Genomic DNA, 14,699 nt, shown 5'->3' with positions numbered 1-14,699 from the left:
TAATTGATGTATATATAGCCAATTTTTCATTTTAAATCATTATTGAATATCATAAAAATGGAGAATAATAACAAATAAGAACACCCTAAACTATTCTGTTAAGATATTTCATTTCATCATTACTTAATCTACATAAAGAAATTTACTATAGCAATCATTCATCATTAGGAAAAATTAATATTGTTATATGCCCTTTATCTTTTTAAAATATTTCATTCTTTCTCACATATGAATAAAATGCGTTTACCGTTTTCAAGCATTTTTCCTCTATATTTGCAAAAACGGACGATTTATCAACCATTTTTAATTTATAATCACCACATATAAACAAATACTTCATTTTTTCTTTCAATATTTAACACTATCGAAATAAAGTTTATGATAAATTCATAATTTTTTATTTTTTATACTATATTCCGTTATATTGTTGTATAATATTCTTGAAAGCGCTTATTATTTTAATATACATAAATCAAATGTATTTTTGTTGAAAAATTCTAACAATTAAACTTGTATCTTAATCCGATGACTTTCGTTTTAAATACAGGTGTACCAAATGAATTCACCTATTTTTTCCTTAAAATTAGTTTACAACATGAAAGATTAACTTAGGTGATAAGTAATTGTGAATGTTTTTTTACAAAACGGATAAGTAATAATGTTTGGTATTATGTAAATTATTGTAATAACATATGAGTAAAGATAACATTTACATTCATTACTGGTTCATCAATTATGAAAAGAGCAAAATGCATCCTTTTTGTATAAAAAAAGGATTACATGCATTGGGAGGTTTAATCAAATGACGAGGAAGAATACAACGACAAACCCTTGGGCCAAATTCCATGGTCCGAACCTTGGCTATGTTATTGAACAGTATGATCGTTACATGACGGGAGAAGGTTCTGTTGATCCGGAATTACAAGAGCTTTTCGCAACTTTTGGAGCTCCTCCATTCCAAGCAGATGTCGTAACAGGGGACAACAAGGAAACAAATTTTTCTCCTCAAAGTACAGGAAACATTGAAAAAATTCTTAAAGCAGTGCAAGTTGTAGAGAATATCCGCTCATTCGGGCATCTATCGGCTCATATTAATCCAATGGAAGAGCCTGCTGATGGACAATCTCTCATCCACACATTAATGCACGAATTAAGCGATGCAGATTTGAAAGCGATTCCAGCAAAAACAGTATGGCCAGATGCACCAAATGGTATTCACACAGCTCTTGATGTAATTAATAGATTAAAAGATGTTTATACAAAATCTTTAGCCTATGAATTTTCTCATGTACAAGATAGTGAAGAACGCGCGTGGTTGCATCAAATGGTGGAATCAAATTCCTTGCGTCAACCATTAACAAATAAAAAACGAACTGCTCTCTTAAAACGCTTAACAGCGGTTGAAAGTTTCGAGCAATTTTTGCATAAAACATTTGTTGGGCAAAAACGTTTCTCTATAGAAGGCGTCGATATGCTTGTGCCTGTACTGGATGAAGTTATTGCTGAAGGTACTAAAGCCGGCGTAAACGACGTAATGATTGGTATGGCTCACCGCGGCCGTCTAAGCGTTCTCGCTCACGTATTAGAAAAACCATATAGTCACATGTTCGCTGAGTTTAAACATGCAACTATAGAAGGTGTAAATAGTAATGCTGGCTGGACTGGCGACGTGAAATACCATTTAGGTAGAGAACAAGTTGTTGGCTCTGAAGATGCACATACACGTGTTACATTAGCGAACAATCCAAGTCACCTTGAATTTGTTAACCCAGTTGTTGAAGGTTATGCACGTGCTGCTCAAGAAAATCGCAAAACATCTGGTTATCCTGAGCAAGATGTTTCAAAATCTTTCGTAATTTTAGTTCATGGTGATGCTGCATTCCCTGGTCAAGGTATCGTATCTGAAACATTGAACTTAAGCAGATTAAACGCATATCAAACTGGCGGAACAATTCATGTTATTGCAAATAACGCAGTTGGTTTTACAACAGATAGCTATGATTCTCGTTCTACAAAATATTCAAGTGACCTTGCTAAAGGGTTTGATATTCCGATTGTTCATGTGAACGCTGATGACCCTGAAGCTTGTCTTGCTGCTGCTAACCTTGCGATTCAATATCGCATGCGTTTCAAGAAAGATTTCTTAATCGACTTAATCGGTTATCGTCGCTATGGTCATAATGAAATGGATGATCCAGCAGTTACACAACCACAAGTTTATAAGAAAATTAAAAAGCACCCAACTGTAAGAGCGATTTATGCAGATCAATTACAAGCTGAAGGCGTTCTAAATGCAGATGAGGTTGAAACAATTACGCAGTTTATTCAAGAACAATTAAAAGCTGAATACGCACAAGTACCACCAGCTGATACGGGTGATGCAGCAATTCACGTTAAAGTTCCAGACGTTGTTGCAAGAGGAATTCAACCGATTGATACTAGTATTCCGCTTGACACACTTCGTACAATTAATGAAGGTCTTTTAACTTGGCCTGAAGGCTTTAACGTATATCCGAAAGTGAAGAAAATTCTTGAGCGCCGTAAAGATGCTCTTGAAGAGAACGGTAAAATTGAGTGGGCACTTGCTGAATCGTTAGCATTCGCTTCTATTTTACAAGAAGGTACGCCAATTCGTTTAACTGGTCAAGATTCACAACGTGGTACGTTCGCACACCGTCATATCGTATTACATGATACAGAAACAAACGAAACATATTCACCGTTACATCGTTTGCCTAATATTAACGCATCATTCTCTGTTCATAACAGTCCGTTATCAGAGGCTGCTGTTGTTGGTTATGAATATGGTTACAATGTGTTCGCTCCAGAAACTCTTGTTATGTGGGAAGCACAATACGGTGACTTCTCAAATACTGCACAAGCATTATTTGATCAATATGTTTCAGCAGGAAGAGCAAAATGGGGTCAAAAATCAGGTCTAGTTCTTCTATTACCTCACGGTTATGAAGGTCAAGGACCAGAACACTCTAGCGCTCGTCCAGAACGTTTCCTACAATTAGCTGCAGAAAACAACTGGACAGTTGCAAACTTAACAAGTGCGGCACAATACTTCCATATCTTGCGCCGTCAAGCATCTATCTTAGGAACAGAAGCTGTTCGACCGTTAGTAATTATGACGCCGAAAAGCTTATTACGTCACCCACTTACACTTTCAACAGGTAGCCAGTTAAGTGAAGGACGTTTCCAACCTGCTTTAGAACAAGAAAACCTTGGTACAAAACCAAACAAAGTAAAACGTCTTGTTTTAACTACAGGTAAAATGGCAATTGATTTAGCAGCAGAAATCGAAAATGGTAAACATGAGTACAATTTAGATGAACTTCATATCGTTCGTATTGAGCAATTGTACCCATTCCCTGCTGAAAAAGTTCAATCTATTATGAAGCGCTTTAAAAACTTAGAAGAAATCATTTGGGTTCAAGAAGAACCTCGTAATATGGGCGCATGGCATTACATGGCTCCAATTCTGTTCGAACTAGCTGGCGATAAAGTGAAAACAGGATACATTGGACGCCCTGATCGTTCTAGCCCATCTGGTGGCGATCCATTTGCTCATAAAGCTGAGCAAGAACTAATTGTTGCACACACTTTAGACGTGAAATACAACTTCCGTCAAGATAAACAAGAAATCGAAGTTTACAGCAACTAAAAGGAAAAACAAGTTTTACTTGCTCACTTGGGTAGAATTTCTCCAAGGAACTTCTGCCCAAGTCGTGCTAAAAACTGGAGATTACCGAAGAAAAAAGAAGACAAAACACACCGTTAGGCAAATAAGGGGAGGACATTTAAAATGATCGAAATTAAAGTACCTGAGCTTGCAGAATCTATTACCGAAGGAACTATTTCACAATGGCTTATCAACGTAGGCGACAAAGTTGAGAAAGGTGGCAGCGTTGTTGAGCTTGAGACGGATAAAGTCAATGTAGAAATCATTGCAGAAGATTCAGGTATTGTAACACAACTACTAGGAGAACCTGGGGATACAGTTGACGTTGGCGCTACTATCGCTATTTTAGATGCAAACGGCGCAGCAGCAGTAAACACACCTGCTCCAGCAGCAGCTCCAGAACAACCAAAACAAGAAGTTACTGAAGCACCAAAAGCTGTGGCTCCAAGTGCTGCACCAAGTACAACAGCTTTACAAGGTCTTCCAAATACAGACCGCCCTATCGCATCACCTGCTGCTAGAAAAATGGCACGTGAATTAGGAATCGACTTAAACGATGTACGTAGCACAGATCCACTTGGACGTGTGAGACCACATGATGTACAAGCTCACGCTGCAGCACCGAAAGAAGCACCGGCTGCTCCAAAACAAAGTCCAGCTCCAGTTGCAAAAACTGAATTCGAAAAACCAGTTGAACGCGTGAAAATGTCCCGCCGCCGTCAAACAATTGCAAAACGTCTTGTAGAAGTTCAACAAACATCTGCAATGTTAACAACATTTAACGAAGTTGATATGAGTGCAATCATGGAATTACGTAAAGAACGCAAAGATGCTTTCGAGAAAAAACATGATGTACGTCTTGGCTTTATGTCATTCTTCACAAAAGCAGTTGTTGCAGCATTAAAACAATTCCCATTATTAAATGCTGAAATTCAAGGCGACGAGCTTATCATTAAAAAATTCTATGATATCGGTATTGCAGTAGCAGCTCCAGATGGATTAGTTGTTCCAGTTGTACGCGATGCTAACCAATTGAACTTCGCTGAAATCGAAAGCGAAATTCGTGAATTAGGTAAAAAAGCACGCGATAACAAACTTTCATTAAAAGAATTACAAGGTGGTACATTTACAATTACAAACGGTGGCGTGTTCGGTTCTCTAATGTCGACACCAATCCTAAACAGCCCACAAGTAGGTATTCTAGGAATGCATAAAATCCAAGTCCGCCCAGTTGCAATCGATAACGAGCGTATGGAAAACCGTCCAATGATGTACCTTGCACTATCTTACGATCACCGTATTGTTGATGGTAAAGAAGCAGTTAGCTTCCTTGTTGCTGTTAAAGATATGCTTGAAGATCCAAAATCATTATTATTAGAAGGTTGATAGACTTTCTAAATCATACTGGCTGCATGAAAGAATCGATGTATTCGATCTTTCATGCAGCCTTTTTTATTACACGGACATTAACGAATTCATAAGGGACAAATCACAGTACATACACTAATAATGTGCGCCTAGAGAAATCAGTTCATAAGGAGGAATACAATGAGTACTCTGCCAGCTTCCACAAAACTAAAAATGAACAAAGATACCGTTTTCCTCCCCGACTCAAACGGGGGTGTCTATTTTAGAAATAACTCCAGTTCGTTCCGAATGGAAGGTAACGGTATTTATGAATGGATTGAAAAATTAATGCCTATGTTTAATGGGAGTCACACTTTGGAAGATCTAACAAATGGCCTCCCTCTCCCTTATCAAAATAGGGTATTTGAAATTGGAGAGCTTTTGTACCAAAATGGTTTTGTTCGAGATGTAAGTCAAGATTCTCCTCATCAATTAGAGGATACATTACTTGAAAGGTACGCATCACAAATTGAATTTTTAGAGACATCCTCTCACTCCGGTGCCCTAAAATTTCAAATGTACCGACAAGCTAAAGTTTTAGCAATTGGATCTGGTTCTATTTTCACTTCATTAATTTCTTCTTTACTTGAATCTGGGTTACCCGAAATTCACTATCTTATTACTGATGCTGATGCAACAAATCGCTCTCGGCTAAACGAACTGATCCAAAAAGCCCACGCTGCCGATCAAGATGTACGTGTTCATGAAATAGATACAACGAGAGATTGTTCTTTACAGGAAGTTTTCCATCCTTTTGATTGGATCCTATATGTATCTCAAAATGGCAATATTGAAAAACTGCGAGCTCTGCACGCAATTTGTAGAGAAGAAAAGAAAAACTTAATTCCTGCTCTATATTTGCAGAAAGTCGGTTTGGCAGGCCCTGTCATTACTTCAGATTCTGAAGAATGCTGGGAATCAGCATGGCACCGTATGCATGAAACCGCCCTTCAACAAGATCAATCACCAGAACCATTCTCTCCAATTGCTGGCGCTATGTTAGCAAATATTATTGTGTTTGAGTTATTTAAACATGTGACAGGCGCTTCGGACAGGGAGAAAAACAAACAATTCTTTTTACTAAATCTAGAAACGCTTGAAGGCAATTGGCATCATTTTATTAAACATCCGCTTATAGCCACTAAAAACTTTACGATAGAGATGATACAAGACCTTGATACAACTCTTGAACGACATGCAGACCCAAATCATTCGAATGACCTTTTTCGTTTTTTTGACAAGTTAACTTCAAGCACCTCTGGCATTTTTCACATATGGGATGAACGAGACTTACAGCAATTACCGTTGTCTCAATGTTATATTCAAGTCGCAAATCCATTATCAGAAGGGCCTACTACGCTCCTCCCTACTATCATTTGCGGCGGATTGACTCATAACGAAGCAAGGCGCGAAGCAGGCTTAACTGGAATTGAAACATACGTAACTCAAATGATTGACTTTCTTCTTCCTGAACAAGATGAGTTTATTGGAATTGGAGCTGGAGAAACAATGTTAGAAGGGGTGTATCGCTCACTGCAAAATTATTTAGCACACACGCTGAGTACAAGACAACAAAGTCAAACTGAAGAAATTATGCCACTGCAATTAACAGAAATTCATGATAAACATTGCCGCTTTTATTTAGATGCACTCCGCGTCATACACGGGACGCCAGAAATAGGAATTGGTGAAGAAATACTAGGTTTCCCTGTTGTTTGGGCCCGCGTACACAACCTGTGGTATGGCAGTGCTAATCTAAATGTGACATTAGCACTAAGAAGCGCATTACAACAAGCACTACTCCATATCCAGAACCAAGATGTCCCTTATAAATCTAATATATTATGGGATTCATCTGTCCTTTTACACGATGCAGATTCATTTAGAATTGAAGTACAAGAAGAAGAAGAGATTCCACAATTAAATTCTTTACAACTAGCCTTACAGCATTTAAAAGAACATAATCTTCACCCCTACGTCCTCGATCTAGCAATTGAACCATTTTTACAAGAAGGATTAGGCGGTGTAATTGGTGTGGTCATAAAAGAGGAGGTAGACTGATGGATCGTAAAATATTAATTGTAGGAGATGGCCTACTTGCAGACTATGTAAATCAGCAATTGTCTGTTCACTATCCTATCATTCGTCGACATACGCTTGAAGAATCTCTCCCTGAAAATATTCATCTCGCTCTCGTATTACACGATGGTTCTCCTCTCTCTATACATCATACAGCTGAAGAAATTTTTCGCTCTGCTAATATCCCTTGGCTTCGTGGCTTTACTTCATTTGGTGAAGGGATTATTGGCCCTTATGTTAGACCGAATCAACCAGGATGTTCCCATTGTGCCGATGCAAGACGCTTTATCGCTAGCTTTGACCAAAAAGAAATGTGGGAATTACAACGGAAATATTCCTTAAAAACAGATGATGTCATACAGCGAGATATATGTGCAACACAAACTGGATTACTGCAAATGTGCCACCTTATTCATGCTGAAACAGAAAAGATACTAACAAAAGGGCATACCTCTTTAGCTGAAGAGCTAATTTTCCTTAACTTACAAACATTCCAAACTTCACGCCATCCATTTCTTCCCGATCCTTTATGCCCGGTATGTAGTACAATACCTGACGACTCTGCAGCTACTGCCTCACTTTCACTACAACCAAGCTTTAAAACGAACGATGAAAGTTACCGGTGTCGTTCTATCAAAGATTTAAATACATTTTTGGCTAAAGATTATTTAGATTATCGGACTGGACTTTTAAACGGGAAAATGCAACATACCTTATTACCATTCGCTGATGTCATTGTAAATATGCCGTTACTCCTCGGTAATGAAGGAGTTGCAGGTCGAACACATTCGTTCGCAATTAGCGAGGCAACGGCTATTTTAGAAGGATTAGAAAGATATTGCGGAATGGCACCTCGCGGGAAACGGACAAATGTTCATGGTAGCTACCGAGATTTTGAAGATACTGCCATCAATCCTCTCACAATCGGTGTACATACAGATGAACATTATAGAAAAGCAGGCTTCCCATTCAAACCATTTGATCCTGATTACCCTCAAGATTGGGTATGGGCGTATTCTTTATTACAAAACCGTCCAGTTTTAGTCCCGGAATCCATTGCGTATTATAGTCTAGGACACAGAGACGCCTTTGTCTACGAAACTTCAAACGGCTGTGCAATTGGAGGCAGTTTAGAAGAAGCAATTTTCCATGGTATTTTAGAAATAGTCGAACGCGATGCTTTCTTGCTAACTTGGTATGCACAATTGCCACTTCCCCGCCTTGATCTAGCTTCTGCGAACGATGTGGAATTACAATGGATGATCGAACGAATGCGTACGATTACAGGCTATGATTTACATGTTTTTGATGCAACGATGGAGCACGGTATTCCAAGCATATGGGCAATTGCCAAAAATACAAAACAAGATGGAATGAATCTCGTCTGTGCAGGCGGTGCCCATATGGAACCACTACGGGCTATTAAAAATGCAATCCATGAATTAGCAGGTATGTTGCTTATCATGGATGAAAATTTGGAAACAAACAGACAAAAATACAAACAATGTTTACGTGATCCCTATCTTGTCACCCAAATGGAAGATCATAGTATGCTATATGGCTTACCAGAGGCCGAAGAACGCCTTCATTTTTTATTAAACGACGATCGCACTGTACAAAAAACATTTCAACAGATGAATCATCTAAAATCTACTGATAGAGATTTAACTTCAGATTTGCGCCATCTTTTAGATCGATTACACCAATCTGGCCTTGAAGTCATCGTCATTGATCAAACTGTTCCTCTCATAGAGAAAAATGGATTATCTTGTGTGAAAGTACTGATTCCTGGTATGTTACCAATGACATTTGGTCATCACCTCACTCGTACAACAGGACTACAAAGAGCACTTACCGTACCGATGAAACTTGGATATACCGATGAGCCACTTACATTTGAACAACTAAACCAACATCCACACCCATTTCCATAAGCTATGATAAAGTGAAACGGTAAACAGTAGAACTTTCTCTGTCCCCTACCTCTCTTCCTTTTCTTTTGTTACATATTAAGGTAGGGGTATTCCTGATAAGGAGGCCGATTGTTGATGCAACTAGAAACATTTCTACACCATTTACATTTTTCTATCGATGAAATTATGTTTGAAAATAAGGAGGTTGATTGGGACGATGCCCCGCTTCCCTATAAATTATACCGGAATTTACCCGTCATTCCTCTTTCTCTAGACGTACCGTTAACATTACGAGATCAAAATATGTCTAGTGAACCTACTCTAGAGCAAATCGGGCATTGTCTCTGGTATACATTTGGTCTCACTCAATTGTGCCAGCCTTCTTTCGACTTAGAAGAGCAAAACTCAGCAAGTATATTTCGAAGATTTATTCCTTCTGGCGGTGCTTTATATCCAAATGAATTATATGTATATTTAAAGCTCAGTCATTACCCACATGGAATCTACCATTATGACGCAGCACATCATCGCCTCGTTTTACTGCGCGAAGGAAACTTTGACTCTTATCTCACAGAGGCACTCGGAAATCGCTGCAATCTATCTGCTTGTTTTGGCGCCGCCTTTGTATCAACAATGTTTTGGAAAAACTTCTTTAAATATAATAATTTTTCCTATCGTCTTCAAGGTCTGGATACCGGTGTCCTCATTGGTCAATTACTAGAATCCTCTAAACAATTCGGCTATACATCTGGTGTGTATTATCAATTTCTAGATCGAGCAATTAATCATTTACTTGGACTACATGAACAAGAGGAAAGTGTGTATGCAGTTATTCCATTATCCACTCAACATACCGATACATGGTTTTACCAAGATAACATATCCGGCGTAAATGTCACATCTTATGAGCTGTCAGGGCAGCTTCCTCTTCTGCAACATGAACACTTTGTTCGCTCTAAAAATATTACCGAGTATCCGATTATAACCAAAATGAATGCAGCATCCATACTAGAATCAACAGAGCAGTTTCGAACTGCGGTAGAAGAAACAACGGTTTCACATCACACACAAACTTTAGCACTACCAAAGCTGCAGCGATTATCATACGATTTCGCAACTGTTTGCCAAAAGCGTTATTCACCTGATGTAGATTTTTCCTTAAAGAAATTAAATAAAGTACAACTAGCTGCCTTACTTCAAGAAGCATGTCTTTCTTTTCCTTATCAAAATGATTTAGACGGAAAACATATTCATCCAAAAGCACGCGTCTCACTGTATGGATGCTTTTATAATGTAGACGGCATACCAAATGGTGCCTATTCCTATGACAGCAACACACACACATTAGGACAGATTCAAACCGGGGACCTTCGTTATCCTCTACATTCAGGTATGACTATGGATAATGTGAACCTCTTCCAAGTACCACTCTGTCTGCATGTAATAGGTAATAAAGATTATTTTAAAAATGATTTCGGATATAGAGGGTACCGGATTCAACAAATGGAAGCCGGTATACTTGTTCATAGGCTCGTCTTAGCTGCCTCTTCAATGGGCATGGGAGGGCACCCGCTCTTAGGCTTTGATGTCAACCTTTGTGATACATTATATAACATTGATACAACTCGAAAAACCACTCTTATTCAAATTCCCGTTGGTTTCCATCGCCCTCGCACTTGGTTAAAAGGCTATTTGCATAGTTAAAAATCTGCCCTATGCTTCGTACATTGTACTAGCATAGGGCAGATTTTTTTAAAGGATTTGAATTATCTAAAGCGAATATACAAATTTGGGAATTTCATTTCATATATATAAGGAGAGATAAGGTTGAGCGTATTACAAAAATTAATTGAACAGGCTAAAAACCCTAGAGGTTCCATCGGTTCTTCCATGCTTTGTATTATGAATACTGCACATACAAGATTAACAAATTGGGCTTTGCAAAAAATAAATGTACGTAAAGATGCGTTCATACTAGATATTGGCTGCGGTGGCGGTAAAACGATACATACCCTTTCCAAGATGACTCCCGCCGGAAAAATATACGGGATTGATTACTCGGAAAAAGCTGTCGAGAATTCAATAAAAACCAATATAAAAGATGTAAAAAATGAAAAGGTAATGATTCATCAAGCAAGCGTATCTTCTATTCCATTTCGCGATAAATTTTTCGATCTTATTACCGCCTTTCAAACCCATTATTTTTGGCCTGATTTAAAGAATGATATAAAAGAAGTTTTCCGCGTGCTAAAACCAAATGGTTCCTTTCTACTTGTTGCTGAAACCTTTAAAATCAATTATCATATGCAAAAATTTAAAACAACGGAAGAATTAGTAAACCTTTTTTATACCACTGGATTTCAGCATGTAGAATTTCATGAGGAAAAAGGCTGTCTTTGTATAGTAGGATGTAAATGAAAAAAGCAGACCTCCTAAGGTCTGCTTTTACTACTAAATCAATTTAAATATACTCTTAATCTGTCTTGCAAACAGCCAATTCTTCGCGCCACAGTTATCATTTAAACTATCTAGCATAATAGATTTTCCGTTAGAGAACTCTAGCTGTAATGTTGTATTTTTATCATTTGTTTTCAGGCTTGTATCTGTAAGATCTTCGTACTTTAATTTTTCAACTTGAATATATTCTTCTTGCGTCTGACCAACGACAACATGATCTTGGAAGAAAAAGAATACCTCAGCTTTTTTTCCAAAACAAAATACATGTTTCGGGTAAATTAATGTAGCGTTATCAATCGCAATACATAATTCCTTCATTTCTTGGACAACTTCTCCAAAGTCCTCCTCTTGTCTTGCATTTGACTCCGCAATCCATTCTTCTACTGTTTTCATATTTATCGACATTTCTAATCCTCCTGCACGATTCATTGCTAGTCTTTTGTCTATAGATCTTACTTCTTATGTATGAAAAAAATAAATACTATATGAAAATATAATGGATAAGCACTACCTTTTTCAAGGAAAAATATGATTTCCTATCTCTTTTTTATAATTTGATGTTTTCAAAACAAAAAATAGCACTTCTGTAAAAGTGCTATTCCACTCGCCTTGCTGCTTGTTGAATTGGATCCCAAACACTGTTGTAAGGCGGCGAGTAACTTAAATCGACATCCTCTAAATCATGAATGCTCATTTTATGAAATAGTGCCATTGCGATGACATCAATTCGTTTATCCACGCCTTCTTCTCCGATTACTTGTCCGCCTAACAGTTGTTTTGTATCAGAGCGATACAGTAATTTCACATAAAGCTTTGTGGCACTTGGATAATAACCGGCCATATTTGTTGAATCTATCTTCACCGTTTTATATGGTATTTTCAGTTCACTTGCTTCTTTTTCATTTAAACCCGTTCTTGCTAATGTGAGCCCCATAAATTTGATAATACTAGTTCCGAGAGTTCCTTTAAATGACCTTCTTTTATCAATCATATTCAACCCTGCAAGCCGACCTTGCTTATTCGCAGTAGTACCGATTGGAATATGATCTTGAGTTTCTTTTATCAGATGATAGTGCGTTGCGCAATCTCCAGCTGCATAAATGTCTTCCACATTTGTTTGCATATAAGCATTTACTTCTATAGCCCCTTTGTTATTTGTGCGTATATTGGTCCCTTCAAGAAAATCTGTATTCGGTTTTACACCAACTGATACTAATACAAGATCTGTTTTATATGTTCCTTTATCTGTTTCAATCCATTCTACTTTTCCTTTTCCTGTAAAAGCTTTCACGTTTTCATTTGTTAAAATTTCAATATGATGCTTCGCTGCTTCTTCATGTATATAGGCTGCCATATCAGTATCATAAAGTGTGCCAATATGATCATTTCGCTCAATCATTCTCACCTTTTTTCCAAGCTCTACAAACGTTTCAGCCATTTCAAGACCAATGGCTCCGCCGCCAATAATCGTAACTTGCTCCACATGCTGTTCCTTTAACGTCTCCAGTATTTTATGGGCATCTGGAATGGTTTTCAAAAGGTGAACTCCTTGTAGATTTCCCCCTTCCCAGTCTGGCATAACAGGTCTAACTCCTGTCGCAATTAGTAAACGATCATATGTATATTGAAATACATCTTTTGTATTTGTATGTATACCATGGACAATTTTATTTTCAGTATCAATTCGTGTCACCTCATGATGCACCTTCGCATCTATCCCGTATTTATCACGAAATACTGTAACATCTCTTGCAATTAATTTCTCAGTAGAAGTAATGACACCGCTAATAACGTACGGAAGCCCGCACTGCGCATATGAGTATATTTCACCTTTTTCTAGAGTAACAACATTCGCATCTTTATCATTTCTAACAATTTGCATTGCCGCACTCATACCAGCTGCATCTCCGCCAATAATTACATAGTTCACTTTACCACTCCTTTGTTCCACTCTACTCTTTACATTCTCCAAATTCGCCTTAAATAACACTTTTTTTCTTTACAAATTCCTTATATAAAATATAATAGCTACTCCCTTTTTTACCGTTCAAATAGAAACAGGTACACCAGCATAATCGCCACTGTACCTGTTTCAAATACTTTCTCTTTCTGTCCCGCAACTTTGACAAAATTGTATACCATCTGCTAACTGTGAACCACGCTTTGTACATACATTCATCCGTTCAGCGACCTTTTTATTAGAAGCCTGTCAATCCACTAGTTAAGGCCTCAATTACTGTCCTAATGTAAGACCAAAGTACAATCCATGTTGCAATTCCAATACAAATATTTGCGATAATAAGCGTATAAACTGGATCTAATCCACCTCTATCTAACTTTAATATGGCTACAATTGTACTAATGCTCATACAAGTTACAGCAATCCATAGTACAAGTGGCAATAAAAAGATTAATAAGAAACTAAAAAGAAAAGCTATTACTAATAAAGCAACCACTGGCGTCGCTACCGTTCCCCATATACCAAGTGCCTCTAAAAAAGAAAAAGATGATCTCATCAGCTTGCCACTTACAAAAATAATAAATCCAATAAAAATCGTTAAAATTAGTAAAAAGAAAAAGACCGTTGCAGACTCGCCAAAAAATGAAGGAGTAGCTACATCCGCTACAAGCGTCCTCGTAACCGCTGTCGCCGCACTCATCATTCGATAAAAAATACATGCTCCTAAAAAGCAAATAAGCACAAGACTTACAATTCCATTTCGCACTTCAATGTGTCCACTTTTCATAATTGCTGTAGGTGCTTTTAAAGCATTTTTAAAGAATTGAAAATATCCACTCGCAAATTGCTTTGCCTGTTCTACCGTTTCATTTGAACGACTTGCCTGTACAGGTGCCGTTCGTGATAATTGCTGCTCTTCTTCCTTCACGCCGCTTTCTACAGCTTGTTCTGTCAATGCTCGCCCACAATTCCCACAAAATTTTGCTTCATCTGTATTCTCCGCATTACAGCTCGGACACGTCATTCTATCATCTCCCTTAGCAATATATCTTCTAAGCTGTTACAAATTCAATATATGTTGTCGGACATAAAACATGACTACAAGAAAAATAATATGAAATCTTTCTTTTGAAATGAACAATGAAAGCAAATATATATATGTTAGCAATCTATAAAAATAATGCTATTATGAAAA

At 37.6% G+C, this 14,699-nt stretch carries 9 protein-coding genes; 6 read left to right on the top strand and 3 right to left on the bottom strand.

All coding sequences use genetic code 11. The annotated features are described in order from the left end of the window. Window positions 1–802 precede the first annotated feature (802 nt). The 6 genes from V7183_RS04560 to V7183_RS04535 all read left to right on the top strand — a co-directional run bounded on the left by V7183_RS04560 (window position 803) and on the right by V7183_RS04535 (window position 11,505). A complete protein-coding gene (locus V7183_RS04560) occupies window positions 803–3,670 on the top strand; it encodes a 2-oxoglutarate dehydrogenase E1 component (RefSeq protein ID WP_335358834.1) in 2,868 nt (955 codons plus the stop codon). 141 nt (window positions 3,671–3,811) lie between these two features. Continuing rightward, the gene (gene odhB / locus V7183_RS04555) at window positions 3,812–5,074 is read left to right on the top strand and encodes a 2-oxoglutarate dehydrogenase complex dihydrolipoyllysine-residue succinyltransferase (protein ID WP_335358833.1); all 1,263 of its coding nucleotides are present in this window, start codon (window positions 3,812–3,814) and stop codon (window positions 5,072–5,074) included. A 162-nt stretch (window positions 5,075–5,236) separates the two neighbouring features. Further along, window positions 5,237–7,156: a putative thiazole-containing bacteriocin maturation protein gene (locus V7183_RS04550; RefSeq protein WP_335358832.1), complete on the top strand. Its 1,920-nt coding sequence runs from the start codon at window positions 5,237–5,239 to the stop codon at window positions 7,154–7,156. Continuing rightward, window positions 7,156–9,108: a TOMM precursor leader peptide-binding protein gene (locus V7183_RS04545; RefSeq protein WP_335358831.1), complete on the top strand. Its 1,953-nt coding sequence runs from the start codon at window positions 7,156–7,158 to the stop codon at window positions 9,106–9,108. The genes V7183_RS04550 and V7183_RS04545 overlap by 1 nt, the downstream gene beginning before the upstream one ends. Window positions 9,109–9,222: 114 nt before the next feature. After that, window positions 9,223–10,791, top strand: coding sequence for a SagB family peptide dehydrogenase (locus V7183_RS04540; protein ID WP_335358836.1), 1,569 nt, complete (start codon window positions 9,223–9,225; stop codon window positions 10,789–10,791). A gap of 123 nt (window positions 10,792–10,914) precedes the next feature. Next, window positions 10,915–11,505: a class I SAM-dependent methyltransferase gene (locus tag V7183_RS04535; RefSeq protein ID WP_335358830.1), complete on the top strand. Its 591-nt coding sequence runs from the start codon at window positions 10,915–10,917 to the stop codon at window positions 11,503–11,505. A gap of 33 nt (window positions 11,506–11,538) precedes the next feature. Here V7183_RS04535 and V7183_RS04530 read toward each other — a convergent pair whose 3' ends face one another. From V7183_RS04530 to V7183_RS04520, 3 genes are all read right to left on the bottom strand, one after another. Further along, window positions 11,539–11,949, bottom strand: coding sequence for a DUF3908 family protein (locus V7183_RS04530; protein ID WP_335358829.1), 411 nt, complete (start codon window positions 11,947–11,949; stop codon window positions 11,539–11,541). A 190-nt stretch (window positions 11,950–12,139) separates the two neighbouring features. Beyond that, window positions 12,140–13,474 carry a CoA-disulfide reductase gene (locus tag V7183_RS04525; protein WP_335358828.1) on the bottom strand — a complete coding sequence of 445 codons (1,335 nt, stop codon included), beginning with the start codon at window positions 13,472–13,474 and terminating at the stop codon, window positions 12,140–12,142. 268 nt (window positions 13,475–13,742) lie between these two features. Next, window positions 13,743–14,528 (bottom strand): zinc ribbon domain-containing protein, encoded by a 786-nt coding sequence (locus V7183_RS04520; RefSeq protein ID WP_335358827.1) that lies wholly within the window; start codon window positions 14,526–14,528, stop codon window positions 13,743–13,745. Window positions 14,529–14,699: the final 171 nt, after the last annotated feature.

The sequence above is a fragment of the Bacillus sp. JJ1127 genome (assembly GCF_036965845.1).
GTDB lineage: Bacteria > Bacillota > Bacilli > Bacillales > Bacillaceae_G > Bacillus_A.
The sequence above is the reverse complement of the archived record's forward strand: the minus strand, read 5'-3'. Positions and strand labels throughout refer to the sequence as shown.

What these genes read in the sequence shown, in the direction of transcription:
- V7183_RS04560 (WP_335358834.1), top strand. Translation starts at nt 803, where the DNA reads ATGACGAGGAAGAATACAACGACAAACCCTTGGGCCAAATTCCATGGT.
- odhB (WP_335358833.1), top strand. Translation starts at nt 3,812, where the DNA reads ATGATCGAAATTAAAGTACCTGAGCTTGCAGAATCTATTACCGAAGGA.
- V7183_RS04550 (WP_335358832.1), top strand. Translation starts at nt 5,237, where the DNA reads ATGAGTACTCTGCCAGCTTCCACAAAACTAAAAATGAACAAAGATACC.
- V7183_RS04545 (WP_335358831.1), top strand. Translation starts at nt 7,156, where the DNA reads ATGGATCGTAAAATATTAATTGTAGGAGATGGCCTACTTGCAGACTAT.
- V7183_RS04540 (WP_335358836.1), top strand. Translation starts at nt 9,223, where the DNA reads ATGCAACTAGAAACATTTCTACACCATTTACATTTTTCTATCGATGAA.
- V7183_RS04530 (WP_335358829.1), bottom strand. Translation starts at nt 11,949, where the DNA reads ATGTCGATAAATATGAAAACAGTAGAAGAATGGATTGCGGAGTCAAAT.
- V7183_RS04520 (WP_335358827.1), bottom strand. Translation starts at nt 14,528, where the DNA reads ATGACGTGTCCGAGCTGTAATGCGGAGAATACAGATGAAGCAAAATTT.